This window comes from Stenotrophomonas sp. TWI587, assembly GCF_039674145.1.
Lineage (GTDB): Bacteria > Pseudomonadota > Gammaproteobacteria > Xanthomonadales > Xanthomonadaceae > Stenotrophomonas > Stenotrophomonas maltophilia_AY.
Genome location: NZ_JBDJMW010000001.1, coordinates 26,177 through 52,893, shown reverse-complemented (window position 1 = coordinate 52,893; position 26,717 = coordinate 26,177). Strand labels below are relative to the sequence as shown.

The window sequence follows — 26,717 nt, the reverse complement described above, 5'->3', positions numbered from 1 at the left end:
AGCATATTGGCCGATATTGATCAGCGCCATGTGCCGAGCGAAATCGGTGCAGGTCAAAGGTCCTTATGCAGCGTTGTCACAAGGGCGGGATTACGGCCATCCGTTCGACTGGCGATAGCCCCCTAAAGTTGCGTGTGAAACCGCCGCTATCTGTCCCGACCCCCTCGGAACCGAGCGTACGCCTCATGCCGGCACTGTTGCAGGGCGCTGTTCTCAGCGACCCCGGTGATGCCCTGCCCCAGCGGATCCTGCTGGTGGAAAATTCGCGCACGTTCACCAGCATGCTGCGCGAGGCGATCGAGCAGCGGCTGGAACTGCCGGTCTCGGTGGCGACCAGCCTGGCCGAGGCCGGGCGGTTGCTGGATGAGGAACAGGGCTGGTTCCTGGTGCTGACCGGGCTGGTGCTGGCCGATGGCGACCGCGACACCGTCGTGGACTACTTCCTCTCGCGCGGGCTGCCTACCGTGGTGGTCAGTGGCGTATACGACGAGGATCTGCGCAAGCGTGTGCTGCAGCAGCAGATTATCGATTACGTGCTCAAGAACACCCCCGGCAGCATCGATTATCTGGTGTGGCTGGTGCAGCGGCTGGAGCGCAACCGGCGCATCGCCGCGCTGGTGGTGGATGACTCGATGTCCGCGCGGATGTACGCCGCCTCCTTGCTGCGCATGTACGGCCATGATGTCTACGAGGCCGCCGATGGCGCTGCCGGGCTCAAGGCGATCGAAGCGCATCCGGCCATCCGGCTGGCGGTGGTCGACCAGGAGATGCCGGGCATGGAGGGCGTGGAGTTCACCCGCCGCCTGCGCACGATGCGTTCGCGCGACAAGCTGGCGGTGATCGGCATCTCCGGCAACACGGACCCTTCGCTGATTCCCCGCTTCCTCAAGAACGGCGCCAACGACTTCCTGCGCAAGCCTTTCTCACGCGAGGAATTCTTCTGTCGCGTGTCGCAGAACGTGGACCAGCTGGAGCTGATCGGCACGCTGCAGGACCTGGCCACCCGCGATTTCCTGACCGGCCTGCCCAACCGCCGCTGCTTCCTGGAGCAGAGCCAGCGCCAGCTGCCGCAGCTGCAGCTGGAGGGCGAGCAGGTGGCCGTGGCGATGATCGACATCGACCACTTCAAGCACATCAACGATACCCACGGCCACGAAGCCGGCGACGATGCGCTGCGTGCGGTGGCCGCTGCCGTGGCTGCGCATGCGCGCCATGAGGATCTGATCGCGCGCTTCGGCGGCGAGGAGTTCTGCCTGCTGGTGCCGGGCCTGGACGAGGGCCGCGCAGTGGCGTACTTCGAACAACTGCGCCAGGCCATCGCGGCGCTGGAGGTCGACGCGGGCCATGCCACACTGCGCATGACGGTCAGCATCGGGCTGTGTTGCCTGCGCCCGCAGCACGACTCGCTGCACCGCCTGATCTCCGAAGCCGACCGGCAGCTGTATCTGGCCAAAGCTGGCGGCCGCAACCGGGTGCACTGCGCGACGGTCGCCACGAACACACTGATCCGCGAGCCCGAACCGGTACTTTGATCGAGATCAACGCGGCCGCCGGTTCGAGTGCCTACAGTCGCCCCCAGTTGAACAGCGCGGGGAACGCACCATGGCACTTCTGGTCTGGCAGGACGATCTGAACATCGGCATCGATGTCATCGATCACCAGCACATGCGCATCGTGGAGATGCTCAACCACCTGCACGTCGCCCAGAAGAGCCTGGAGCGGCTGGCCGTGGCCGAGGTGATCGATGAGCTGGTGGACTACACCATGTCCCACTTCGCCTTCGAGGAGGAGTTGATGGAGGAAGCCGGCTATCCCTTCTGCTCGGCACACAAGCGCGTGCATGAGATTTTCGGCAAGCGCGTGAGCGAGTACCGGCTGCGCTTCCAGGCGGGCGAGGACATTACCGAAGAGCTGCGCACGATGCTGTCGCGCTGGCTGTTCAATCACATCCGGGGCGATGACAAGGCCTACGCGCCGCAGGTCAAACAACACCTCAATCAGTTCGCGCGCGAGCACCAGCAGGGCGGCTGGCTGGGCCGCACGCTCAAGCGGTTCTTCCGCTGATCAGCGCCCGCGCCGGCCCATCGCCAACAAGGCCACGATCGTGATCAGCGCGGTCACGCACAGGTAATAGCCCACCGCGACGAGGCCATAACGTTCGGCCAGCCAGGTCGCCACATAGGGCGCCGGGGCCGCACCGAGGATGCCGGCCAGATTGAACGAGAGCGAGGCGCCCGTGTACCGCACCTGGACCGGATAGATCTCGGCCAGGAAGGTGCCGCATGGCCCGTAGGTCAGGCCCATCAGGAACAGCCCCAGTGCCAGGAAGCCGAGCACCAACCACGGGCTGCCAGCCTGGAACAGCGGCGCGAACACAACGCCGAAGGCGAGGATCAGGCCGCTGGCCACGATCATCGTGCGGCGCGTGCCCCAGCGATCTCCGTACAACGCGGAGATCGGGATGCCGGCGGCGAAGAACAGGATGCCGACCATCTGCAGCAGCAGGAACTGCTCGCGCGAGTAGCCCAGCACGGTGGTGCCATGGCCCAGGGTGAACACCGTCATCAGGTAGAACAGCACGAAGGTGGCGAACGCCCCCAACGTGCCCAGCACCAGGGTCAGCGGATGCTCGCGCAGCACCGTCCACATCGGCAGTCTGACCCGCTCGTTGCGGTCCAGTGCGGCCTGGAACTGCGGGGTCTCGTGGATGTTCAAGCGCACCCACAGCCCGATACCGACCAGCAGCGAACTGGCCAGGAACGGGACGCGCCAGCCCCACTGCAGGAAATCGGCGTCGCTCATCGCACGGCCCAGCAGCAGGAAGATACCGGCCGAAAGCAGGAAGCCCAGCGGTGCGCCCAACTGCGGAAACATGCCGTACCAGGCGCGTTTGCCTGGCGGTGCGTTCTCGGTGGCCAGCAGCACGGCCCCGCCCCACTCTCCGCCCAATCCCAGGCCCTGGCCGAACCGGCACAGCGCCAGCAGCGCAGGTGCCACCAGCCCGATGCTGGCATGCGTGGGCAGCAGGCCGATCGCCACGGTGGAGATGCCCATCGTGAGCAGCGCCGCGACCAGGGTGGCCTTGCGCCCGATGCGGTCGCCGTAGTGACCGAACACCGCCGAGCCGACCGGCCGCGCGATGAAGGCTACGGCGAAGGTCGCCAGTGACTGCAGCATGGCCGCCCCGTCACTGCTCTCCGGGAAGAACAGGTGCGGAAACACCAGCACCGCCGCGGTGGCGTAGATGTAGAAATCGAAGAATTCGATGGTGGTGCCGATCAGGCTCGCCAACAGGATGCGGCGGGGAGAGTTCACGACGGGGGCGACAGCAGGTGTGGACATCGGGTACGCAGAAAAGGGCAGCTGCCGGATTCTGCCACGCCCACCCCATGCCTGCCGCGATGGTTGCAGACGAGACTGTCAGCCTGTGACCCGGTCGGCGGCCTGCGCATCGGGCAGGAACTTCCCCGGCGGCAAAGGGTCTGAACGCGGTCACCCTACCAGGACGGTCCCGGATGTCAGCCTCAAGGAAGAGTGCCACCGCCTCGCGCTGGGCGCAGCCCGCCGCCATCGCCGTGGTGATCGTTGTGCACGGGCTGATGCTGGGCGTGCTGCTGCATTCACCGGCCCCCAGCGGCGCTGCGGAAGAGGCCCGCCTGGCAGTGTACTGGCTGCCGCGGCCGCCGCCTGCGCCGGTTTCGCCACCCTTGGCGACTCCCGCGCCCCCCATGCCGCAGCCCGCCGCCTCGCCGCGTTTGCCTGCGCCACGCGTGGCCACGCCCACCATCGCATCGCATGCTGCGGCGGTGGATCCGCAGGCACCACGCGCCGCACTGGACTTGAGCGTGCCGGGCTCGCTGACGGGGAGCGGTATCGATGCCGCCGCGCTGGTCCCGCGCGTGCTGGGCGACCGCGACGTGCACCCGGCGTTCCAGCCCAGACCCAAGCGCTTCCGCATGAAGGCCGGGATGACCCCTGAGCAGATCGTGCATGGCATCTTCCAGCTGATCGGCGCCTGGCCACCGGGCTATACGGTGGACCAGTGCCGCCTGACCCGGCAGCAGATCGACTATCTGCGCAACGCCGTGGATGAGATGGACCGCGACCTGCTGCGCGAGTCACTCATCCGTCAAGACCAGGACTGCTGACCGGCGTCACCCGCCAAGATGGATCCAGGTCGCCTTGAGCTCGGTGTACTTGTCAAAGGCATGCAGGGATTTGTCACGGCCGATACCGGACTGCTTGTAGCCGCCGAACGGCGCGGTCATGTCACCGCCATCCCACTGATTGACCCAGACGCTGCCGGCCCGCAGCCCGCGTGCCACCCGGTGCGCACGGCCGAGGTCACGGGTCCATACCCCGGCGGCCAGGCCGTAGATGGAATCGTTGGCCATGTGCAGTGCGTCATCTTCGCGATCGAAGGTGAGCACCGACAGCACCGGCCCGAAGATCTCCTCACGGGCGATGGTGTGCTGCGGATCGACCTCATCGAACACCGTCGGCTCCACATAGCTGCCGCCGGGCACCACCTCCAGCCGCTTGCCGCCCAACAGCAGGCGCGCACCATCGGCCTCGCCGCGTGCCACGTAGTCCAGCACCCGGCCCGCGTGCACCTCATCGACCAGCGCGCCCATCGCGGCGTCCGGCTCGAACGGGTGCTGCGGCTGCATATGTAGGCCATGCGCCAGTACCCGGGCCACGAAGGCATCCTTGATCGAGCGCTGCACCAGCAGGCGCGAGCCGGCCGTGCACACTTCGCCCTGGTTGTAGAAGATGGCGGTCGCAGCTGCCTGCGCGGCCTTGTCCAGATCAGGCGCATCGGCGAAGACCAGGTTCGGGCTCTTGCCACCGCACTCCAGCCAGGTGCGCTTGAGGTTCGATCTGCCCGCACACTGCAGCAGCCGGCGCCCCACGGCGGTGGAACCGGTGAACGCCAGCGCATCCACATCCATGTGCAGCGCCAACGGTTCGCCGGTGCGCTCACCGTGGCCCGGCAGCACGTTGAACACACCATCAGGCACGCCCGCCTCGGCCACCAGCCCCGCCAGACGGATGGCGCTCAGTGGCGAGCGCTCGGAGGGTTTGAGCACCACCGAATTGCCCGCCGCCAAGGCCGGCGCGATCTTCCACGAGGCCATCAGCAGCGGGAAGTTCCACGGCACGATCACCGCCACCACGCCCACCGGCTCGCGGGTGATCAGGCCCAGCGTGTCGAGCGCGGTCGGGGCGACTTCGCCATACACCTTGTCCACCGCCTCGGCGGTCCAGCGCAGGCAACGCAGAACGCCGGCCAGATCACCTTGGCGTGCGTCGCGCACCGGCTTGCCCATGTCCAGGGTTTCCAGCAACGCAAGCTCATCGGCATGCTGCTCGACCAGATCGGCCAGCCGCAGCAGCACCTGCTTGCGGTGCGAGGGTGCGGCCCGCGACCAGTCGCCCGCGTCGAAGCTGCGCCGCGCCGCCGCGACCGCACGGTCGACATCCACCGTATCGGCATCGGCCACCTGGACCAGAACGCGCCCGTCGATCGGGCTGACGCAGTCGTAGCGCGCGCCGCTGGCGGTATCGACGTAACGCCCATCGATGAAGGCCTGTCCCTGGAAGGTCAGTGCATCGGCCTGGCGCTGCCAGTCGTCGCGGGTGCGTGCGGTGGTCATCGGCGTCATCCTCGCTCACTGATTCGGGTAAGGCCGTTATACCCGCCACCGTCACGGGATGACGTGAGGCGAGTGCGATAAAGTCGTGACCATCGCGCACCTGCGGAGTGCCTCATGCCTCGTCCCGAATCGTCGTTGTCGACCCTGTCCAGCAGTGTGCCGGCGGACCTGGAGGCGTACTGGATGCCGTTCACCGCCAATCGCCAGTTCAAGGCCTCCCCACGCCTGCTGGTGCGCGCCGAGGGCATGTATTACCACGATGTCGACGACCGTCCGATCCTGGACGGCGCAGCCGGCCTGTGGTGCTGCAACGCCGGCCATGCGCGTCCGCGGATCGTGCAGGCGATCCAGCAGCAGGCGGCCACGCTGGACTTCGCGCCGCCCTTCCAGATGGGCTCGCCATTGCCGTTCGTGCTGGCCCAGCGCCTCGCCGCGCTGGCACCGGCCAGCTTGAACCACGTGTTCTTCACCAACTCCGGCTCTGAAGCGGTCGACACCGCGATGAAGATCGCCCTTGCCTACCACCGCCTGCGCGGCGAGGGCCAGCGTACCCGCTTCATCGGCCGCGAAAAGGCCTATCACGGCGTCGGCTTCGGCGGCCTGTCGATAGGGGGCCTGCCCAACAACCGCAAGACATTTGGACCCCTGTTGGCCGGCAGCGATTTCCTGCGCCACACGCTGGATCTGGAGCGCAATGCCTTCAGCCCTGGCCTACCCCGCCACGGTGCCCAACTGGCCGAGGATCTGGAACGCCTGATCGCGCTGCACGATGCGTCCACCATCGCGGCGGTGTTCGTCGAGCCGATCGCCGGCTCGGCGGGGGTGATCCTGCCCGCGCCGGGCTATCTGCAGCGCCTGCGCGAGATCTGCGACCAGCACGGCATCCTGCTGGTCTTCGATGAGGTGATCACCGGTTTCGGCCGGGTCGGCAACGCCTTTGCCGCGCAGCGCTTCGGCGTCACCCCGGACCTGATGACCCTGGCCAAGGGGCTGACCAATGGCGCGGTGCCGATGGGCGCAGTGCTTGCCAGCGATGCGATCCACGGCGCCTTCATGCAAGGGCCGGCGGCTGCGATCGAGTTCTTTCATGGCTACACCTATTCCGGCCACCCGCTTGCCTGCGCAGCGGCCCTCGCTGCCCTGGATACCTACGCCGAGGAGCATCTGTTCGAGCGCGCCATCGAGTTGGGTGACTACTGGCAGGAACGGCTGCACAGCCTGCGCGGCTTGCCGCACGTGGTGGACATCCGCAACTTCGGGCTGATCGGTGCGGTCGAGCTGATGCCGCGCAAGGATGCCCCCGGCGCGCGTGGCTACGAGGTGTTCGAGCGCTGCTTCCGCGACGGCCAACTGCTGGTGCGCTGCACCGGCGACGTGATCGCCCTGTCGCCCCCGCTGATCCTGGAGCGCAGCCACATCGACCGCATCGTGGACGTGCTGGGCGACATGATCCGCGCCACCGGCTGAGCCTGAATCCGCCGGCGACGACGGCGACCGCCGCGATCCTTACAATGGTCGGTCACGTTTCGCTCGCGTACCGGATTGCATGGACATTGTCGTCAAAGAAGAACTCAAGGCCTACATCGACCCGCTGACGCAGGACGAGCATGACGCGCTGGAGCGCAGCATCCTCGCCGAGGGCTGCCGCGATGCGCTGGTGCTGTGGGGCGAGGTGCTGGTCGATGGCCACAACCGCTACGGCATCTGCCAGAAGCACGGCCTGCCGTTCCAGACGATCCAGAACACCCGCTTCCAGTCGATGGATGACGTCCACCTGTGGATGATCGAACAGCACCTGGGGCGCCGCAGCGTGTCCGATTTCCAGCGCGGCGTGCTGGCGCTGCGCAAGCGCGACATCCTGGCCGAGCGCCACCGCGCCGACCAGGCCCAGCTGCAGAAGGAAAGCGATGGCGAGATCAGCGGCCCGGCCGATGCCGGCGACGAGGACAGCCCGCCGTGGGCGGCCGCGCCGAAGGTCAGCCGCGCCGACATGGCCCGCGAAGCGCGCCTGAGCAGCAGCCAGGTGACGATGATCGAGCGCATCCACAAGCAGGCCGCGCCGGAGCTGGTGGAGGCGGTCAAGACCGGCGTGATCTCGATCAGCGCCGCGGCCGCCGTGGCCGATCTGCCCGAAGACGAGCAGCGCGCCGCGGCCGCCGCCGGCAAGGACGAGCTCAAGCAGGCCGCCAAACGCGTGCGCGAGTCCAAGCGCAAGCCGCGCAAGCCTGCGCAGGAGGTGCTGCACAGTGCCGATGGCGACGCCGAGGTCGACCCCAGCCGTGCGGCCGAGATTGCTGACGCGCTCAACGCGCTGGGCGAAGGCCCGGCCGAGCTGCGCCAGCGCATCATCGCGCTGACCCTGGAGAACGACACCCTGCGTCAGCAGCTGGCCGCGCTGCGCAAGCGGGTGCAGGACAGCGAGCTGGCCGACGCCTGATCCGGTGTAGTGCCGGCCGCCGGCCGGCACCACCTGTTGCTCATGCCAGGGTCGTTAAACTGCCCGCATGACGCCCCTTTCCGCTCCCGACCCGCGCCGCGCCCAACTGCGCCGGCTCAAACTGATCGCCCTGGCCATGCTGGTGGCGATGCTGGCCGGCTTCGCGGTCAGCCACTGGCATGGCGAACGCGGCATCTGGGCCTGGGTCTCGGCGTTCTGCGAAGCCGCCGCGGTCGGCGCGCTGGCCGACTGGTTCGCGGTGGTGGCGCTGTTCCGGCGGCCGCTGGGCCTGCCGATTCCGCATACCGCCATCATCCCGCGCAGCAAGGACCGCATTGCCGACAGCCTGGCGCTGTTCGTGCGCGACCAGTTCCTGGAACCGCAGGCCCTGCTGGCCCGGCTGCAGGTGTTCGATCCGGCCAGCCGCCTGGGCAGCTGGCTGGCCGAGCCCGCGCGGGCCCGCATGCTGGCCGACATGGCGCGCGGCTGGGCGCTGCAGGCACTGGACTTCCTCGATGAGGCCGCCGTCCGGCGCAGCATCCAGAGCTTTGTGATCCAGCAGCTGCGGCAGTGGAATGCGGCGGCCACCGCGGGCGAACTGCTCGGCCTGCTCACGGCCGACAACCGCCACCAGCGCGTGCTGGACGAAGGCCTGACCCGTATCAGCGAATGGCTGGGCAACGAAAAAGTCAAAGATCGCGCGTCCACGTTGATCGTGGGCTACATCCAGCGCGAGTGGCCCAAGCTGGCCAGCACGGTCAATTGGGTCAAACCGATCGATGAGATCGGCGACACCCTCGCCGAGCGTCTGGCGCATGCGGTGCTGGAAGAGCTGCAGCAGATCCTGGCCCAGCCCGAGCATCCGCTGCGGCGCGATTACGAAACCTGGTTGAGCGATTACATCCAGCGGCTGCGCGAAGATCCGGCCCTGGCCGAAAAGGTGGAACAGCTCAAACAGCAGGTGATCGACCACCCGGCCGTGCAGGAATACGTGCAGGGCCTGTGGGCGCGCATCCACGCCAGCCTGCGTGCCGACCTGGCCAGCGAGGACTCCGCGCTGGCCGGCCACCTGCGCCGCAGCCTGGCCTCCGTGGGCGAGGCGCTGCAGGCCGACCCCTCACTGCGCGAAGCGCTGAACCAGCACCTGATGGACGGTGCCGAGCGCCTGACCACGCGGCTGCGCAGCGGCGTGACCGAACACATCGCACAGACCGTCAAAAGCTGGGATGAACGGCATCTGGTCGAGCAGCTGGAACTGAGTGTCGGCCGCGACCTGCAGTTCATCCGCTTCAACGGCACCCTGGTGGGTGGTCTGATCGGCGTGATCCTGCATGCGCTGACGGTGTGGTTCCACTGGTAACGCGATAACCGCGGCGGCGGCCGACGACGCTGGCGGAAACACCGCCAGCGTCGTTGGGTGCGTCACCCCGCGACCGCGCGCACCGCCGCCACCAGTGCCTCCATCTGCGCCGGCGTGCTGAAGATGCCCGGCGTCACCCGCAGGAACGCGCCGGAAGCCAACCCTTCGCGCGGCACCACGAACACGCCGGACTGCTTGACCATCCGCTGCGAGGTAGCCGTGTTGTCGCGCATCGTGGTCTGCCCGCGCAGCCGGAACGAGGTGATCGCACTGGACAGGCGCGGGTCGTCCGAGCCGAGCAGCTGGAGGCGTTCGTCGCCGCGCAACGCGTCCATCCACTGATTGCGCAGGCGCAGCAGGCGCGCACGCTTGTTGGCCACGCCGATGCGCTCGTGCAGATCCAGCGCGACCGGCAACGCCATGTAGGCCGCGAAGTTGACCGTGCCGGTGTGCACCCGGGTACGGATGTCGTCGTGGTCCTGCTCGCCCATGTACGGATCCAGATCGCGCACCCGCCCGCGGCGGACATACACCGCGCCGACGCCGACCGGCGCGCCGATCCACTTGTGCAGGTTGATCCCGATGAAATCCACGCCCAGCGCGCGCAGCGGCGTATCCACCTGGCCGATGCCATGCGCCGCATCGAGCACCACCTCCACGCCCGCCGCTCTGGCCATCGCGGCGATCTCGGCCACCGGCAGCAGCATGCCGTTGCGGTGGTTGACGTGGGTCAGCAGCAGCAGGCGCACGCGTGGGTTGGCCGCCAGCGCGCGGCGGTAGGTCTCCACAATGCTGTCGTGGTCGAACGGCTCGGGCAGCGTGATCGCCACCGGCTGCACACCGCGCCGCGCCTGCAGCCACTGCATCGCGCTGATCATGCTGTCGTAGTCGGTGTCGGCGTACATCACCGCATCGCCCGGCGACAGCCCTCGGTAGCTGCCGATCAGCACCTGCATCGCCTCGGTGGCACCGCGGGTGAGCACGATCTCGTCGGTCTCCACACCCAGCACCTGCGCAAGACGCACGCGGGCCTGCTCAAACAGCGGCGGGAATCCGAGCCGCCCGAACCAGGCATTGCCGGCATTCACAGTAGCGGTGGCCTGCTGGTAGGCCTGCAGCACCGGGCGCGCCATCGCGCCCCAGTAGCCGTTGTCCAGCATCACGACCTCGTCGGTGAGGTCGTACAGCGCGCGGATCTGTGCCCACCAGCCTTCGTCGCCGGCCAGCTCGGCCGGCGTGCGCGTGCCCACTGCCGGCAGGGCCATCGGCTCAGCGCCCATGGCGGTCGTACCGGACAGTGCCGCGGCGACTGGCAGGGCCAGTGCGCCACGCAGCAGGTGTCGTCGTTGCCGGTCCATCAGTAACGGATCCGGTATTCGGCGTAGAGGTTGCGGCCGTCGGTGTCATACGGCGCGTTCCGCGAGTAGATCAGGCCACGGCTGGCCTGGAAGCTGGCCTCGTCGGGATAGCGGTTGAACAGGTTGTCCGCGCCGATCCGCAGCGTCTGCTGCTCGGTGACGTTCCAGCTCACCGCCAGATCGACGAAGCTCATCGCCCCGAAGCGCTGGAAGATATCGCCCGTGGCATTGCCCGAAGAGTCTGTCCATGCCCCGTAGTATCGCAGCTTGCCGAGTACGCTGAAGCGACCCCACGCATACGTGCTGCTCAGCGTGGCCTTCTGCCGCGGCAGGCGCTCTTCGAAGATGCGGCGCTGGCTGTCATTGGTGGCCACGCCGGTCGCGCCACTGTCGACCTCGGTCTGGTTGTAGTTGTAGCCCAAGGTGGTGCTCAGCCGTCCCGCGCCGAGTGCGGTGGTATGACTGGCCACCACATCCACACCGCGCGTGGTGGTATCGAAATCGTTGGTGTAGAAACTCACCGAGGTATACGCCAGCGGGTTGGGTACGCCGGCCGGCACCGCGAACGAGGCCGACTGGCTGAAGCGGTCGGTGACCTTGATGTCGTACAGGTCCACCGAGCCGGAGAAGCCCAGGTCGTTCTTCCAGGTCAGGCCGAACGAGGCGGTGCGCGATTGCTCCGGCTTGAGCGGTTGGGCACCGAGCTGCATCGCCAGCGGATCGCTGGGCGAGAGGCGGCCGGTGGTGAACACCTGCAGGGTCACGGTATCCAGGCCCTGCTGGGTACTCTGCGTATAGAGCTGGCCGGGGGTTGGCGCGCGGAAGCCGGTGGAGACCGAACCGCGCACGGCCAGGTCCGGCGTGAACTCGAAGCGGCTGGAGAGCTTGCCGTCCACGCTCTCGCCGAAGGCCGAGAAGTGCTCGTAACGGGTCGCCGCGCCCACGGTCCACCGTGCGGTCAACGACGCTTCGACATCGATGTACGCTGCGCGGCTGCGCTGGCTCCAGCGCCCGGCGTTGGCCGCGCTGAAGCCCGGGGCACCGTTGGCGCCGCCGGCCAGGCCGGTCACCGCTCCGGGGCCGATCGCATAGGAGGCCGGATCGCCGGCATCCACGCCGTAGGTTTCCTCACGCGTTTCCGCACCGAAGGCGATGTTGATCGGTGCGGCCAGCGCGCTGACCGGCAGCGAGTAGACGATATCCGCGTTGAGGTTCTTCTCCTCCTGCGAAAGGCGGCCGAGGTAGAACGAGGTAGGGCTGTCCGGACCGAGCGAGGCGTTGATCGAATTGCCCAGCGTGTAGTCGATGCGGTTGCGCCCGTAGGAGCCACTCACATCCCAGCGCCAGCGCTCGCCCCAGTAACCGCGCAGACCGAGCACCCCCTGCAGATCGTCCTGCTCGTTGCCGTATTTCGGGCTGAAACCGGTCGGGTACAGGCTGCGTGCGTCCCAGCCGGGGAACACGCGGCTGCGGTTGTAGACCGAGGCGGTGCCATCGGGATTGCGCCAATTGAAATCGCTGACGCCTTCGCTGTGGCCGTAAAGACCCAAGCCGTAGAGGTCAACGCTGTCATTCAAGGCCAGATTGAGATTGAAGCCGAAGTGACGGTTCTCCAGGTCGGGCTGGCCCCAGCGCTGCACGGGATCGGCCACGACCAGATCCGGATGGGCGTTCTGGAAGGCGATCGCATCGGCGCGCTGGCGACTGCGCGAGGTCGCATCGGATGTGTCCCAGTCCGCGAACAGCGACAGGCTGCCCTTGTCACCCAGCGCGAAGCCGTGCCGGCCGCCGATCTTGCGACCGGTCCCGTCGCCTTCGCTGTATTCGGACAGGCCCACCGACAGCTCCCCGCCCACGCGGTCATCCAGGATGATGTTGATCACCCCGGCGATGGCGTCCGAGCCGTACTGCGCCGACGCGCCATCACGCAGCACTTCGATGCGCTGGATCGCGTGCACCGGAATCTGCGCCAGGTCCGGGCCCTGCGCACCGCGCGCGCCCAGCAGCGCCGAACGGTGGAAACGCCGGCCATTGACCAGCACCAGGGTCTGGTCCGGCGAGAGACCGCGCAGCGTGGCCGGCCGCACGAACACGAGGCCGTCATTCATCGGCATGCGCTGGACCACGAACGACGGCACCAGCTGGGCCAGCACGTCGTTGAGGTCGGAGGATTCGATCGCCTGGATATCTTCCTGCGAGAACACGTCCACCGGGGCCAGCGTGTCGAACTGCGTGCGGTTGCTGCCGCGCGTGCCGGTGACGATCATCGTGTCCAGGGTGGCGGGGGCCGCGGCATTCCCTGCCGGGGCGGCCTCGGCACGCGCATCGGCGACCGTGGCGAAGGTAAGAAGGGACGACACCGCTACAGCAAGCACACAACGATTCACTGACGACTCCGCAAACGAACAGATGGGGGATGCCGCGACGGGGTGTCACGGCATCCTCACAGTCTGTTGACGCGATATTGCCCGGCAGTGACACGCAGGCGACCGTCTTGCAGACCTTCATGCATACGCCAGCGCACGGCGTTTTCCCACGTTTGACACCACCACGACGCTTGTCTAACGAAATGATAATGACTATCATTCACTGATCGGCTGTACGCCTAGCCAACCGGCGCCCGGATGCACCACGCCTTCCCCGCGCAACGCCCCGTGTACACCCCCTGATCCGCTGCCCCGCCTGCCCTGCTGCCTCTGGCAGCGTCGCTGCGCGTGCGTGCTGCCGTCTTCTCACACTGGAAGTGTTGCCATGTCCCGTTCGTCCGCGTCACCGTTGTCCCGGCCATCGTTGTTGGCCATCGCGCTGGTTGCTGCCCTCGCCGGGCCGGCACTGCCCGCCTTCGCCGAGGCCGCGCCGAACGATGCGACTACGCTGGACACGATCAAGGTGACCGCCGACGGCGAAATCCCCAACTCCTACACGGTCAAGCAGGCCAGTACTGCTACCAAATTGAACCTGTCGCTGCGCCACACCCCGCAGTCGGTCACCGTGCTGACCCGCCAGCGCCTGGATGACATGGGCCTGTACGCGCTGTCCGACGTGATGGGCCAGGTCACCGGCGTGCATGTATCGGTCACCGATTCGGAGCGCATCAACTACATCTCGCGTGGCTACAGCATCACCAATTTCCAGATCGACGGGATGCTCAACACGTTTGGTGGCTCGCTCAAGACCAACACCGACAGCGCGATCTACGAGCGCATCGAAGTGGTCCGCGGCGCCACCGGCCTGACCACCGGTGCCGGTGATCCATCGGGCACCATCAACATGGTCCGCAAGCGCCCGACCCAGGAGATGGCGATGAGCGCCGGCCTGACGTTGGGCCGCTGGGGCAACCAGCGCCTGGAAGCGGACATCGGCGGCCCGGTCGCACTCGACGGCCGTGTGCGTGCGCGTTTCGTCGCCGCCAAGCAGCAGAGCGATTCCTTCCGCGATGTGTACCGTCTGGACAAGGACGTGTTCTACGGCATCGTGCAGGCCGACCTGACCGACAGCACCCTGTTCGAAGTCGGCTATGACTACCAGTCGCCGGAAACCAAGGGTGTGACCTGGGGCGTGGTGCCGTACTGGGGCCCGGACGGCAAACCGGCCAACCTGCCGCGCTCGACCAACCTGTCAGCGAGCTGGAGCAGCTGGCCGATCGTGGAAAAGACCACCTTCATGCGCCTGGAGCAGCAGCTCGGCAACGGCTGGTCGTTGAAGGCCAGCGCGACCCAGGCCAAGCGCAACACCGATGGCGACGTCTGGTACGGCGCCCAGGGCTATCCGGCGCCGGATGGTACCGGTGTGCTCGCCTACCTCTCGCATTTTGCGGAGCGCAGCGAAATGAACGTGTTCGACCTCAACGCCGGCGGCCCGTTCCAGCTGTTCGGCCGTGAGCATGAGCTGGTGGTCGGCATCGGCCAATCCGTTCGCAAGGGCGAAGTGCCGGCCGCGGAATTCACGCAGCCGCCGGGCTATGACGTCGTACCGGACTGGCGCAGCTGGACCGGTGATGTCGCGCCGTTGCAGGTCACCCGTCACAACTGGCTGTCCTCGGAGAACGAGCTCCGGCAGAAGGCCGCCTATGTGGCCGCCCGCCTGCAGCTGGCCGACCCGTTGCTGGCCGTGCTCGGCGCGCGCTATGGCAGCTGGGAAACCCGCAGCTGGACCTACCGCAATGATGCCGCCGGCAACCGCACCGGCACCACCCGCGGCGGCTACAGGCCGGACGATTCGCTGACGCCCTATTTCGGCCTGGTCTACGACTTCAGCAGGCAGTTCAGCGCCTACGCCAGCTACACCGATATCTTCCAGCCGCAGAACTTCCGCGACAAGAACAACGATTACCTGGAGCCAGTGGTCGGTGACATGTGGGAGGCCGGCGTCAAGGGTGAGTTCTTCGGCGGACGCCTGAATACCTCCGCCGCCGTGTTCAAGGGCGAAAAGGACAATGTCGCCGAGCTCGACGACTCGGTCCCGGCCGCCTCGCTGCCCGATGGCACCAGTGCCTACCGTTCCACCGGCAAGGGCAACAAGGTCAAGGGTTGGGAACTGGAAGCCCAAGGCAGCCTGACCGAGAACTGGAACCTGTCGGCCGGGTTCGCGCACACCAACATCCGCAACCAGGCCGGCGTTGCGCAGAACACGGCCAACCCGGTGGACACCTTCCGCCTCAACACCAGCTGGCGCCCAAGCGGTGAGTGGAACCGTCTCTCGCTGGGCGGCGGGGTGACCTGGCAGAGCCGGATCTACCGCACCAGCACCAAGCCGCGCGCCGATTACGCGACCAGTGGCCGTACCGAATCGGCGGTGATGAGCCAGGACGCGTTCTACCTGGTCAATGTGTTCGCCGGTTACCGCTTCAATGACAGTTTCTCCGCGCAGCTCAACGTCAACAATCTGCTCGACAAGAAGTACTTCAGCAACGTCGGTTTCTACAACGGCGTGTACTGGGGCGAACCGCGCAACGTGATGTTGAACCTGCGCTGGAAGCTCTGACACCGGCTCCAAGGGACCACTGCGACGCGCAGTGAACACGGCCACGGATGGCCACTTTTCTTCATCACCGGCTGCGGCCGGTGATGCCCGTTCCCCGATCGATCAGCAGGTTTCCGTGGACAGCACGCCGCACGCCAGCGCCAAGTTCAACCGTCTTGGCTCCTTCTTCACCCGCCCATGGCTGGGTGTGTTGTCACGCTCGCTTGCCGCGATCTTCGGCGGCTACGCGCTGGCCGCGACCTGCGCGATGTTCTTCGCGGTCGCGCTGCCGATCGCGCGCGGGCAAGCCGTGCTGACCGGCATGCTGGTGGCGATCGTGCTGTGCGCCTGCGCGGCGCTGTGGGCGTTCGCTACCCGTACCGCGCTGCGCGCGTGGGTCGGCATTCTGATCCCGACCGCACTGTTCTGGCTCGGCACCCGCCTGCTGCAGGGGGCCGCATGAAGAACGGATTCCGCCAGTCGATGGCCTGGCTGCATACCTGGACCGGCCTGCTGGTGGGCTGGCTGTTGCTGCTGATCTTCATGGCCGGCACGGCCAGCTATTACCGCGAGGAAATCAGCCGCTGGATGCGTCCGGAGCTGCCGCGCAGCAGCGTCACCGCCGACGTGGCCGCCGAACGTGCGTTGACCTTCCTGCAGCACAAGGCCCCGCAGGCCGAGAGCTGGAACGTCACCCTGCCCGATCCGCGAAACCCGGCGATGCGCATGTTCTGGCGCAACCCCGAATCGATGGTCAAGCCGCCGGTGGAAGGCGAGCGTCGCCGCCGCGGCGGTGGCCGCTTCGGCGATGCCACCGTCGATCCGAACACCGGCGAGGAGATCGCTGCACGCGAAACCCGCGGCGGTGACTTCTTCTATCGCCTGCATTTCGACCTGCACTACATCCCGGTGTACTGGGCGCGTTACCTGGTCGGTTTCTGCGCGATGTTCATGCTGGTGGCGATCATCACCGGCGTGATCACGCACAAGAAGATCTTCAAGGACTTCTTCACCTTCCGCCCGGAAAAGGGCCTGCGGTCGTGGCTGGATTTCCACAACGTCAGCGCGGTGATGGCGCTGCCGTACCACGCGATGATCACCTACACCGGCATCGTCACGTTGATGTTCATGTACCTGCCGTGGGGCGTGAGCGTGGCCTATCCCAAGGATGAGGAGGCGTTCTTCAGCGAGGCCTTTGCGCGTCTGGCCGAGATCGACACGCCGGCGGAAGGACGCGCCACGCCGCTGCCGATCCAGCAGCTGCTCGACAGCGCCCGCGCCGAATGGAAAGGTGCGGACGTGGCCGGCTTCACCCTGTATCACCCGGGTGCGGCGAACGCGATCGTGGACATCACCCAGCGCGATGGAAAGCGCCTGTCGGTGGATACCCCGTCGCTGCGCTTCAATGCGGTGACGGGCGAGTTGATCGACGCCAGCCCGGCCTCGGGCGGCGCGACCCAGACCCGCGGCGTGATGTACGGCCTGCACCTGGCGCGCTTCGCCGATTGGGGCCTGCGTGCGCTGTTCTTCCTGTCCGGGCTGATCGGCTGCCTGATGGTCGCCAGCGGCGTGGTCCTGTGGGCGGTGAAGGAACGGCCCAAGCACGCCAAGTCCGGCAGGACCGGCTTCGGTCTGCGCCTGGTCGATGCGCTCAACATCGGCGCGGTAGCCGGCCTGCCAATCGCCTTCGCCACCTACTTCCTGGCCAACCGCTTGCTGCCCGTCCAGATGGCCGAGCGCTCCACCGCCGAGGTCAATGCGTTCTTCTATGCCTGGGCCGCCGCGTTGCTGGCCGGTTTCCTCTGGCCCAAGCGGATGATGTGGACGTGGCAGCTGTATCTGGGCGGCGCGCTGTTCGCGTTGATTCCCGTGGTCAACGCAGTCACCACGCATGCGCACCTGGGCGTCACCCTGCGCACCGGTGACTGGGTGCTGGCCGGGTTCGATCTGACCATGCTCGCCTTCGGCGCGATGCTGGCCTACTGCGGCCATCGCATGCAGCGCTGGCAGCCACCGCTGAGTGCGGCCGAGAAGAAGCGCCGCCAGCAGGCGGCCGCCGCGGGAGCCACGGCATGATGCTGCTGGCGATCACGCTGACCTTTTCGGCGTTCACGGCGCTGTCGTTGGCAATGGACAAGCACCAGCTGGAACTGCACGGCAAAGCCGGCGCCAGCCCCGCGCGGATGCGGGTATGGCGCTGGGTGGGCTGGACGCTGCTGACCGTCGCATTCGCGTTGTGCGTGCTGGACCACGGCTGGGCGATCGGCCCGGTGCTGTGGCTGGGTGCGCTGACGATCAGCGGGGTGCTGATCGCGTTCGGGCTGTACCCGTACCGTCCGCGCTGGATCGCGCCGCTGGCGTGGGCATTGCCGGTGGTGGGGCTGGCGGTGGCACTGGTCGCGCGCTGAGGGAGCAGCTGCGCAGCCGCATCGCGATCGCCGATCAGGGCACCAGTGAAAACATATGCGCGGCAACAGGACGGCCGTCGATGACCAGTCGGTTGCGTGCCACGCCTTCGCGCAGGGCGCCGGCCTTTACCGCCACCCGTTCGCTGGCGAGATTGCCCACGGCCACGACGATTTCCACCCGATGCAGGCCCAGCGGCCCGAATGCCTGGGCGGCCAGCGCCTGTACGACGCGGGGCGCGACGCCCTGGCCGCGACACGACTGCCGCACCCAATACCCCAGGTTGCAGAACCGGGGATCGTGCTGGATCTTGTTCAATCCCGCGCCGCCGACGAAGGCGGCGGTGTCACGGTTGAATACCCCGTACTCGCAGGCCGTGCCTGCCGCCCAGCCGTCCCGGCAGGCCTGGAACCACTGCAGCGCCTGCGCCACGGTGTAGTCGATCGAACTCCACGGCATCCAGCGCCGCATGCCCTCGGCCGACTCACGCACCGCCGCTGCGAACGCGGCGGCGTCGGTATCCTCGAACGGCCGCAGCAGCAGCCCGTCGGCGTGGAGCTGGCTGTTGTCCATGTCAGCCCCTTGCCGTCCCGTCAGGCGCCGTAGCGGCGCAGTTCCCACGCGCGGTGGATGCGCGGGTTGCGCTCGAAGTCCGCCCCGATGGTCTCGGGCGAAATCTCCTTGCACTCCGCGAACTCCTTGATCGCCCCGTCGTCCAGCTTGAAGCGGCGGAAGTTGTTGGAGAAGTACAGCACGCCTTCCGGGCTCAAGCGCGCCACGGCCGCACGCAGCAGGCGCACGTGTTCGCGCTGGATGTCGAAGTCATCGGCGCGGGCGGAGTTGGAGAAGGTCGGCGGATCGCAGAAGATCACATCGAAGCGGTGACGTTCGGCTTCCAGCCACGCCAGCGCATCGGCCTGGATCAACTGGTGCTGGCTGCCGCCCTTGCCGTTCAAGGCCAGGTTGTCGGCGCACCACTGCAGGTATGTGCCGGACAGATCCACGCTGGTGGTGGTCGCCGCACCGGCCACGGCGGCCTGCACCGAGGCGACACCGGTGTAGCAGAACAGATTGAGGAAGCGCTTGCCCTGGGCTTCCTGCGCCATGTGCCAGCGCAGCGGGCGATGGTCCAGGAACAGGCCGGTGTCCAGATAGTCGAACAGGTTCACGCGCAGCAGGGCATCGTTCTCGCGCACCAGCACGAACTCGCCGCGCTGTTCGAAACGACCGTATTTGCTGCCGCCCTTGCCCCGCTCGCGCGACTTCAGCGCGACCTGCTCGGCCGGCACCTGGAAGACCTCGCGCGCGGCCGAGAGCAGCTCGTTGCGGCGGCGACGCACATCGACATCGGGAATGGTCGCCGGGGCCGCGTATTCCTGCACATGCAGGAACGTGCGGCGGGCACCGCCGTCTTCTTCATAGACGTCGATGGCGGCCGCGTACTCGGGCAGATCGGCATCGTAAACCCGGTAGCAGGTGATGCTCTCGCGCGTCCGCCACGTCTTGAACTTCTTGATGTTCTTGCGCAGGCGGTTGGCCACCATCTGCGCACCTTCGCTGAGCTCGCGCGGCTGGCCGGTGTTCTCGCGCTGCGGCACTGCGATCGGGTCGCAGACGATCAGCGCGCACTCGATGGCACCGTTGAACAGCTGGTACTTCTTGTTGGCGCGCAGGCCGGTGGCAAAAGCCAGGTCGGCGCTGCCGCACAGCAGGCTGGCACGCCACTGCGGCACCGCGCGCTTGAGCGCGTCGCCGAGGCGGCGGTACAGCAGGGCATCGGCGGCCAGGCGCTCGTCGTACGGCGGGTTGCAGACCACGCAGCCGGCTTCCTGCAGGGGCACCTGCACATCGGCCACGTCGCGCACGCCGAACCAGATCGCGTGCGAGACGCCGGCGGTCTCGGCATTTTCCTTGGCCGCGCGGATCGCATGCGGGTCGATGTCGCTGCCGTGGATGACCTGCTTGAGCGCACCGCGGCCGGCTTCTTCGCGCATGCGCGCTTCGGCCATCAGGGTGTTCCAGCTCTCGCGGTCAAAGCCCAGCCAGCGGCTCGGCGGGATGCTGCCATGGCGCTGCAGGCCCGGCGCAACGTCGGCGGCCATCAGCGCGCCTTCGATCAGCAGCGTGCCGCTGCCGCACATCGGGTCGAGCAGGCCACCGCCTTCACTGTGGATCTTCGGCCAGTTGGCGCGCAGCAGCACCGCAGCGGCCAGGTTTTCCTTCAGCGGCGCCTCGTTCTGCGCCATGCGCCAGCCGCGGCGGTGCATCGGGCCGCCGCCCAGATCGATCGAGATCGTGGCCCGGCCCTTGCGCAGCGACAGGTTGATGCGCACGTCCGGGAACTCCACGTTCACCGACGGCCGTTCCAGGCCCTGCGCGCGCAGACTGTCCACCACGCCGTCCTTGACCCGCTGCGCGGCGAAGCGCGCGTGCGTGATCTCGGTGCCGGACACATGCGCATCCACCGACAGGGTCAGCTCGGGGCTGATGTGCTGCTCCCATGCCATCGCCGACACGCCCTGGTAGAGCGAGCCTTCGTCCGGGCACTCGAACTCGGCCAGCGGCCACAGCACCCGGCTGGCCAGGCGCGACCACAGCACCACGCGCTGCGCCTGCGCCAGCTCGCCCTCGGCGTTGACGCCGGAAATGGTGGCGGTGGCCTTGTCCAGGCCGAGCGCCAACAGTTCGTCGGCGAGCAGATACTCCAGGCCCTTGGCGCAGGAAACAAAGAATTTCACGGAATCGGTATCGCAGGTCAGCGGAGAGGGGGTGCCCACGGGCACGGCAAGCAGCCGGGCACGGGGTCCCGGGGGGCCATTGTACGTGAGGTGGGCTGGAACGCCCGGTTACAGCGAGGCCAGCAGTTCCTCAAAGGCCCGGCTCGAGGCCTCGACGTGGTCGGTCAGGCGGTGCCCGTCGTCCACCATCAGCAGGCGCGCCGAGCGGGCCTGCGCCCAGGCGATCACCTCGGCCGGCGGGATCAGCTCGTCGTGCCAGGCATGGACAACGCTGGTCGGCACGCGGGCGGCATCCAGCGCCGGCATCGGCCCCATGCGGGTGGGCGGCACCATCAGGAACAGGCCCTGGACTGGCACCTGGAGCGAGGCGATGGCCGAGATGTACGAGCCCAGGCTGGAGCCGGCCAGGACCACCGGGCCCTGCGCGGCGCGGGCGGTGGCCAGGGTGACCAGGCGCTGCAGGCGGGCGCGTACATCGCCCAGACTGCTGACCTCGCGCTGGGCATCCAGATCGGTGTAGTCCGGGCGCTCGTGGGTCCAGCCCAGGCGTTCGGCCACCTCGGCCAGGGCGGTCACCTTGATGGCGTCCGGGCCGCTTTCAAAGCCATGGGAGAGGATGCAGTGGCCGCGGCTCATGCGCATACCGCGCGGGAATCGATAGGAGCGTTCATGCCCGAATGCTAGCATCGCCACATGCCCGACCGCGCCCCGCCCGCCATCGATGCACAGCCCCTGCCCTACCAGGACAGGCTGCTGCCCCGCACGCACGACGACATCGATCTGGTGGTCATCCACTGCACCGAACTGCCGGACCTGGCGATGGCGCGCGAGTACGGCGAACGCGTGCTGTACGACAGCGGCACCGGCAACAGCGGGCACTACTACATCGACCGCGACGGGCGCATCGTCCAGTACGTGTCATTGGACCGCGTCGCCCATCAGGTCAGTGGCTTCAATCCGCGCTCGATCGGCATCGAACTGGTCAACACCGGGCGCTACCCGCACTGGTGGGATTCTCGGCACCAGGCGATGGACGAACCCTACCCCGATGCGCAGATCGCGGCATTGATCGATCTGCTGCAGCACCTGTGCGGCACGCTGCCGGCACTGGCGCATATCGCCGGCCATGAGTGGCTGGATACGCGCGAAGAAGTGGCCAGCGACGATCCGGAGCGGCGGGTGCCGCGCAAGCGCGATCCGGGTCCGTTGTTCCCGTGGCCGCGGGTGCTGGCGGCGGTGCCGTTGCAGGAACTGCGTGGGTGATGATCAGCCGGTGGCGACGGGGCGCGACGGGTCGCTGACCCAGCCGCTCCACGAATCGGCATAGACGCGTGCCCCTTCCAGCCCGGCGGCTTCCATCGCCAGCAGCAGGTGGCAGGCGGTCACGCCGGAGCCGCACATCAGCACGACCTCGTCCGGCGCATGCGTGCCGAGCAGCGGCTGCAGTGCGGCGCGCAGATCGTCCGCAGGGCGCAACCGGCCCTCATGCACGTTCAACGCGAAGGGACGGTTCACCGCGCCAGGTACATGGCCGGCGACCGGATCCAAGGGTTCCACTTCGCCACGGAAGCGTTCACCGGCCCGCGCATCGATCAACCAGCCCGGGGCGTGCTTGAGACGCGCCTGGACTTCTTCAACGGAGGCGATCTGGCTGCGGTCGAAGTGACCCGGATACGGCGGCAACGCGGTCACCTGCGGCAGCTCCGCCGTTACCGGCAGGCAAGCCGCCTGCCAGGCGGCGTAGCCACCATCAAGCACCCGCACCTGTGCATGCCCGATCAGCCGCAGCAGCCACCACAGGCGCGCGGCGGCCATGCTGCCGTCGCCAGCGTCGTAGACCACGACCTCGGTCTCCGGCCCGATGCCCCACTCGCCCAAGCGGGCGGCGAAGGCATCATTGTCCGGCAGCGGGTGCCGGCCATGGCCGGTGCGACCGAGATCGGACAGATCCCGGTTGAGATCGGCGTACAGCGCGCCGGGCATATGGCCCTGCGCGTACAGCTGCGTACCGGCGTGCAGATCGGCCAGCGAGAACCGTGCGTCCATCACCCGCAACGCGGGCGGGGCACTGGGCGTCGCACGTGCATCCATGAGGCGCGTCGCGCCCTGATCCAGGGCGTGTGCGAGGGTGGCGACATCGATCAGCGGCGTGGTCATTCGGTCTGCTCCAGGCGGCGACGCAGGTTGTAGAGAATGGCGGCGGTCGCGCCCCAGATCCGCTGCCCGGGCCAGCCGTATTCGAGTACGTGACGGATGCGCCCGCGGTGGTCGATCTCGACGTGGTGCAGGTTGGCCGGATCCATCAGGTAGGACAGCGGCACCTCAAACACTTCGGCAACCTCACCCGGCTCGGGCACGGCCACGAAGGCGGGATCGATCACGGCCACCACCGGCATGACCCGATAGCCGGTAATCGTCACGAACGGATCCAGATACCCGAGCACCTGCACCTGGTCCTGTTTGAGTGCGATTTCCTCATCACTTTCGCGGATCGCAGCAGCGACCGCATCGCGGTCCTCCGGCTCCATGCGACCGCCGGGAAAGCCAACCTGGCCGCCATGATGGCGCAGCGTATCGGTACGCCGGGTCAGCAGTACCTGGGCGCCGCCCTCGCGCGGAATGATGCCGGCCAGCACGGCCGCTTCAACCGGGGGGCCGGGCGGTAACAGATCGATCAGTTCGCTGCGGTTCCAGCCATCGCCGGGGGGCGGCTGATCCAGCGGATGCAGCGCGCGCAGCAGGCGCTCATGCTCGGCCAGCGAACCGCGCAGGGATTGCCGCAGTTGTTCGCGCAGCGGCAGTGTGTGCTGCATCACGTGATGCTGTTCGGGTCGACTCATGGTTCGCCAGCGGGTGATTTCATCCACGGTGCGCAGGCAGCCCGTGCAGACACCGGCGCGGTCCAGTGCGCAGATTCCGATGCAGGGAGTGGGCACGGCATGCGGGGAATGTTCCATCGATTGGACCGGTCAACAGTAGCGCGATTGCACGGAAACGAAAAACGCGCCGGTGTTTCCACCGGCGCGTTCTTGATGTTGCAGCAATTACTTGACGCTGACGAGCTTGATTTCGAACTGCACCGCGACGTTCGGCGGGAACGGCGTGCGCGGATCGGCACCATAGGCCTGATCCGGCGGCAGCGTCACTTCCCACTTGGAGCCGGCCGGCATCTGCAGCAGGGCTTCACGCATGGCCTTCATTTCGACTTCGCTGACCTTGATGCCCGGAATCTGCTGCGCCGGACGTGCTTCGGCCGGACGGGTGCCGAACGGGTATGGACCGGCCACTTCCAGCTGCACGGTGCTGGCCTGGGTCGGCTTGGCGCCCTTGCCGGCTTCGATCACGCGGTACTGCACGCCGCTCGGAAGCGACTGCACGCCGGCCTTGGCCTTGTTGGCGGCCAGGAACTGGGTGCTCTTGGTCTTGTTTTCGGCGGCAGCCTTGTCGTACTCGGCCTTGGCGGCCTGCGCACGACCCTGCTCACGCTTCTGGAAGGCTTCGACGGCGGGCTTCAACTGCTCGGCCGTGATCGACGGCTGCTTCTTGGCGTAGGCATCCTGCAGGCCCTTCACCACCGAGTTGATGTCCAGCTGCTCGCCGCGTGCGGTGAGTTCAGCCAGGTTGTTGCCGTAGTCGTAACCGAAGTAATAGCTCAGCTTGCCCTTTTCGGACGAGGTGTCCTGGGCGAAGGCATTGCCCGTCAGGGCCAGGGCCGCGACGGCGACCGCGATAGAACGCAACTTCATCAAACTTTTCTCCAGGGGTGGTAACTCAGGACGCGTTGGGCCGCCCTGAGGCGACGGGTTAGGATAGCCGCCGCAACGTTGAACCGCCACTAACGACGCAGGCTCTGACCTGACTTCGTTTCAAGAGTTCAACAATCACTTTTTTTTAACGTTTTCAGGAGTCCTGCCGTGGCCGACGCCCTTATCTCGATTATGGACGATGCCGCCGTGCGCACTGTGACGGTCAACCGCCCGGACAAACTCAATGCGCTCAACCGGGCCACGTTGGAAGCCCTTGATAGCGCGTTCGCCGAAGCGGCGACCGACCCGGCCGTGCGCGTGGTTGTGCTGACCGGTGCCGGTCCCAAGGCCTTCGTGGCCGGGGCGGACATCGCCGAAATGAACGGTCTGAGCGCGGTTCAGGGTCGTGATTTCTCGTTGCTGGGCCAGCGCTTGATGCGCCGCATCGAGCGCATGCCCAAGCCGGTGATCGGCAAGATCAACGGATTTGCGCTGGGCGGCGGGCTGGAGCTGGCCATGGCCTGCCACCTGCGGGTGGCCTCCGAGACCGCCAAGGTGGGGCAACCGGAGATCCATCTGGGCCTGATGCCCGGCTTCGGTGGCAGCCAGCGGCTGCTGCGCCTGTGCGGCCGCGCCGCTGCGCTGGAGCTGTGCCTGCTGGGCACCCCGATCACCGCCGCGCGTGCCGCGCAGCTGGGCATCGTCAATGAGGTGGTCCCGGCTGCGGAGCTGGATGCCCGCGTCCAGGCACTGGCGTCGCAATTGGCCTCGGCCGCGCCTCTCGCGCTGCGCGGCATCCTTGATGCGATCCATATCGGCGGCGAGTGTTCGCTCGGCGAGGGGCTGGAGTACGAGAGCGTGCAGTTCGGCCTGATGTTCGCCACCGAGGACATGCGCGAAGGCACCAGCGCGTTCCTGGCGCGCCGGCCGCCGGTGTTCCAGAACCACTGAGCCATGTCGCCTTCCGATACCGTTTCGCCGGCGCAGCTGCTGGCACTCATCCTCGACGATCAATGGGATGCCGCGCTGGCCGCCGGGTTGATGGACTACGTCCCGCAGCCGGGCGACGAAGCGCTGCGCCCCGATCATCCCGATCTTCCCCAGCGGCTGCAGCACGCACAGCAGCAATTGCAACGCGCCTGGGCCGCACGCGAGCGCTACCGCCAGCGCCAGCAGCGGCTCGCGCGCCGCGCCGCCGAGCGCGATGCACGCCGCGCACCGCCCCCCACACCCGAGATCCAGAAACCCGCCCTGCCCTCGGCCGCTGCCGCCATCCTCGCGCGCGCCAAGGCCAAGGCCGCGGGCCGCACGTCCTGATGGCTACGATGAAGAAACCGGCCGCACGCACCGCGCGCATGCCCAAGGCCGACGTGATCGAAATGTTCACGCGCCTGCGCGAACTCAACCCGCACCCCAGGACCGAACTGGAGTACAGCTCGCCGTTCGAGCTGCTGGTGGCGGTCACGCTGTCCGCGCAGGCCACGGATGTCGGCGTCAACAAGGCCACGCGCAAACTGTTCCCGGTCGCCAATACCCCGCAGGCGATCCTTGCGCTGGGTGAGGACGGCTTGAAGAAGTACATCGCCACCATCGGTCTTTACAACGCGAAAGCGAAGAACGTGATTGCGGCCTGCGCGATGTTGGTGGAACAGCACGGCGGCGAAGTGCCGCGCGATCGCGCCGCGCTGGAGGCGCTGCCCGGTGTCGGTCGCAAGACTGCCAATGTCGTGCTCAACACCGCGTTCGGTGAACCGGTGATGGCGGTGGATACCCACATCTTCCGCGTCTCCAACCGCACGGGCCTGGCGCCCGGCAAGGACGTGCGTGCGGTGGAGGATCTGCTGATCAAGGTGATCCCGGCCGAGTTCCTGCTCGACGCGCATCACTGGCTGATCCTGCATGGCCGTTACGTGTGCAAGGCACGCAAGCCGGACTGCCCGCAATGCGTCATCCGCGACCTGTGCCGTTTCAAGGAAAAGACCGCCGCCTGAACGGGGGGCGCGACTGCCATATGGACGCAACCGGGCGGTCATCTGCGCCGGGCATCAATAGC

At 67.4% G+C, this 26,717-nt stretch carries 24 protein-coding genes; 14 read left to right on the top strand and 10 right to left on the bottom strand.

Annotation, left to right across the window (positions count from 1 at the left end):
* The first annotated feature begins 185 nt into the window (after positions 1-185).
* Positions 186-1,532, top strand: a complete 1,347-nt coding sequence (locus ABE464_RS00235; RefSeq protein WP_346470254.1) for a diguanylate cyclase — start codon at positions 186-188, stop codon at positions 1,530-1,532.
* A gap of 70 nt (positions 1,533-1,602) precedes the next feature.
* The gene (locus ABE464_RS00230; RefSeq protein ID WP_265310131.1) at positions 1,603-2,064 is read left to right on the top strand and encodes a bacteriohemerythrin; all 462 of its coding nucleotides are present in this window, start codon (positions 1,603-1,605) and stop codon (positions 2,062-2,064) included.
* On the opposite strand, the gene ABE464_RS00225 is transcribed toward ABE464_RS00230, so the two are convergent.
* Entirely contained in the window at positions 2,065-3,342 is a 1,278-nt protein-coding gene (locus ABE464_RS00225) for an MFS transporter (RefSeq protein ID WP_346470253.1), read from the bottom strand.
* 173 nt (positions 3,343-3,515) lie between these two features.
* Between ABE464_RS00225 and ABE464_RS00220 the strand changes: the two genes are divergently transcribed.
* Positions 3,516-4,148 (top strand): hypothetical protein, encoded by a 633-nt coding sequence (locus tag ABE464_RS00220; protein WP_346470252.1) that lies wholly within the window; start codon positions 3,516-3,518, stop codon positions 4,146-4,148.
* Between the two features lie 6 nt (positions 4,149-4,154).
* On the opposite strand, the gene ABE464_RS00215 is transcribed toward ABE464_RS00220, so the two are convergent.
* Positions 4,155-5,657 carry an aldehyde dehydrogenase gene (locus ABE464_RS00215; RefSeq protein ID WP_346470251.1) on the bottom strand — a complete coding sequence of 501 codons (1,503 nt, stop codon included), beginning with the start codon at positions 5,655-5,657 and terminating at the stop codon, positions 4,155-4,157.
* 114 nt (positions 5,658-5,771) lie between these two features.
* On the opposite strand from ABE464_RS00215, the gene ABE464_RS00210 reads away from it, so the two are divergent.
* From ABE464_RS00210 to ABE464_RS00200, 3 genes are all read left to right on the top strand, one after another.
* Positions 5,772-7,124 carry an aspartate aminotransferase family protein gene (locus ABE464_RS00210; RefSeq protein ID WP_346470250.1) on the top strand — a complete coding sequence of 451 codons (1,353 nt, stop codon included), beginning with the start codon at positions 5,772-5,774 and terminating at the stop codon, positions 7,122-7,124.
* A gap of 79 nt (positions 7,125-7,203) precedes the next feature.
* Positions 7,204-8,094, top strand: coding sequence for a plasmid replication/partition related protein (locus ABE464_RS00205; protein WP_346470249.1), 891 nt, complete (start codon positions 7,204-7,206; stop codon positions 8,092-8,094).
* A gap of 67 nt (positions 8,095-8,161) precedes the next feature.
* Positions 8,162-9,454, top strand: a complete 1,293-nt coding sequence (locus ABE464_RS00200; protein ID WP_346470248.1) for a DUF445 family protein — start codon at positions 8,162-8,164, stop codon at positions 9,452-9,454.
* Between the two features lie 62 nt (positions 9,455-9,516).
* Here ABE464_RS00200 and ABE464_RS00195 read toward each other — a convergent pair whose 3' ends face one another.
* Positions 9,517-10,812, bottom strand: a complete 1,296-nt coding sequence (locus ABE464_RS00195) for an aminotransferase class V-fold PLP-dependent enzyme (RefSeq protein ID WP_346470247.1) — start codon at positions 10,810-10,812, stop codon at positions 9,517-9,519.
* Entirely contained in the window at positions 10,812-13,172 is a 2,361-nt protein-coding gene (locus ABE464_RS00190; RefSeq protein WP_346470246.1) for a TonB-dependent receptor, read from the bottom strand. The genes ABE464_RS00195 and ABE464_RS00190 overlap by 1 nt, the downstream gene beginning before the upstream one ends.
* Before the next feature lie 391 nt (positions 13,173-13,563).
* Here ABE464_RS00190 and ABE464_RS00185 point away from each other — a divergent pair, with 391 nt between their 5' ends.
* From ABE464_RS00185 to ABE464_RS00170, 4 genes are all read left to right on the top strand, one after another.
* Positions 13,564-15,795, top strand: a complete 2,232-nt coding sequence (locus ABE464_RS00185) for a TonB-dependent siderophore receptor (RefSeq protein ID WP_346470245.1) — start codon at positions 13,564-13,566, stop codon at positions 15,793-15,795.
* A 115-nt stretch (positions 15,796-15,910) separates the two neighbouring features.
* Complete coding sequence (locus tag ABE464_RS00180) at positions 15,911-16,237, top strand: DUF3649 domain-containing protein (protein ID WP_346470677.1); 327 nt, start codon at positions 15,911-15,913, stop codon at positions 16,235-16,237.
* Complete coding sequence (locus ABE464_RS00175) at positions 16,234-17,850, top strand: PepSY-associated TM helix domain-containing protein (RefSeq protein WP_070471800.1); 1,617 nt, start codon at positions 16,234-16,236, stop codon at positions 17,848-17,850. Before ABE464_RS00180 ends, ABE464_RS00175 begins: the two co-directional genes overlap by 4 nt.
* Positions 17,847-18,182: a DUF3325 domain-containing protein gene (locus ABE464_RS00170; RefSeq protein WP_346470244.1), complete on the top strand. Its 336-nt coding sequence runs from the start codon at positions 17,847-17,849 to the stop codon at positions 18,180-18,182. The genes ABE464_RS00175 and ABE464_RS00170 overlap by 4 nt, the downstream gene beginning before the upstream one ends.
* Positions 18,183-18,216: 34 nt before the next feature.
* Here ABE464_RS00170 and ABE464_RS00165 read toward each other — a convergent pair whose 3' ends face one another.
* From ABE464_RS00165 to ABE464_RS00155, 3 genes are all read right to left on the bottom strand, one after another.
* Entirely contained in the window at positions 18,217-18,753 is a 537-nt protein-coding gene (locus tag ABE464_RS00165; protein WP_346470243.1) for a GNAT family N-acetyltransferase, read from the bottom strand.
* A gap of 20 nt (positions 18,754-18,773) precedes the next feature.
* Positions 18,774-20,918 carry a bifunctional 23S rRNA (guanine(2069)-N(7))-methyltransferase RlmK/23S rRNA (guanine(2445)-N(2))-methyltransferase RlmL gene (rlmKL, locus tag ABE464_RS00160; protein WP_346470242.1) on the bottom strand — a complete coding sequence of 715 codons (2,145 nt, stop codon included), beginning with the start codon at positions 20,916-20,918 and terminating at the stop codon, positions 18,774-18,776.
* Between the two features lie 108 nt (positions 20,919-21,026).
* Entirely contained in the window at positions 21,027-21,554 is a 528-nt protein-coding gene (locus tag ABE464_RS00155) for a hypothetical protein (RefSeq protein ID WP_070471803.1), read from the bottom strand.
* Positions 21,555-21,611: 57 nt separating this feature from the next.
* Between ABE464_RS00155 and ABE464_RS00150 the strand changes: the two genes are divergently transcribed.
* Positions 21,612-22,181 (top strand): N-acetylmuramoyl-L-alanine amidase, encoded by a 570-nt coding sequence (locus ABE464_RS00150; RefSeq protein ID WP_070471804.1) that lies wholly within the window; start codon positions 21,612-21,614, stop codon positions 22,179-22,181.
* A gap of 3 nt (positions 22,182-22,184) precedes the next feature.
* Here the strand turns inward: ABE464_RS00150 and ABE464_RS00145 are convergent, their stop codons facing one another.
* From ABE464_RS00145 to ABE464_RS00135, 3 genes are all read right to left on the bottom strand, one after another.
* The gene (locus ABE464_RS00145; RefSeq protein WP_346470241.1) at positions 22,185-23,075 is read right to left on the bottom strand and encodes a sulfurtransferase; all 891 of its coding nucleotides are present in this window, start codon (positions 23,073-23,075) and stop codon (positions 22,185-22,187) included.
* On the bottom strand, positions 23,072-23,875 hold the full coding sequence (locus tag ABE464_RS00140; RefSeq protein WP_346470240.1) for a CoA pyrophosphatase: 804 nt from the start codon (positions 23,873-23,875) through the stop codon (positions 23,072-23,074). The genes ABE464_RS00145 and ABE464_RS00140 overlap by 4 nt, the downstream gene beginning before the upstream one ends.
* An 87-nt stretch (positions 23,876-23,962) precedes the next feature.
* Complete coding sequence (locus tag ABE464_RS00135) at positions 23,963-24,664, bottom strand: FKBP-type peptidyl-prolyl cis-trans isomerase (RefSeq protein ID WP_019185884.1); 702 nt, start codon at positions 24,662-24,664, stop codon at positions 23,963-23,965.
* A gap of 168 nt (positions 24,665-24,832) precedes the next feature.
* Here ABE464_RS00135 and ABE464_RS00130 point away from each other — a divergent pair, with 168 nt between their 5' ends.
* The 3 genes from ABE464_RS00130 to nth are packed head-to-tail and all read left to right on the top strand — an operon-like array spanning position 24,833 to position 26,655.
* Positions 24,833-25,615, top strand: a complete 783-nt coding sequence (locus ABE464_RS00130; RefSeq protein WP_346470239.1) for an enoyl-CoA hydratase-related protein — start codon at positions 24,833-24,835, stop codon at positions 25,613-25,615.
* A gap of 3 nt (positions 25,616-25,618) precedes the next feature.
* Positions 25,619-25,981 (top strand): hypothetical protein, encoded by a 363-nt coding sequence (locus ABE464_RS00125; protein WP_123728803.1) that lies wholly within the window; start codon positions 25,619-25,621, stop codon positions 25,979-25,981.
* On the top strand, positions 25,981-26,655 hold the full coding sequence (gene nth / locus ABE464_RS00120; protein ID WP_346470238.1) for an endonuclease III: 675 nt from the start codon (positions 25,981-25,983) through the stop codon (positions 26,653-26,655). Before ABE464_RS00125 ends, nth begins: the two co-directional genes overlap by 1 nt.
* The last annotated feature ends 62 nt before the right edge of the window (positions 26,656-26,717 follow it).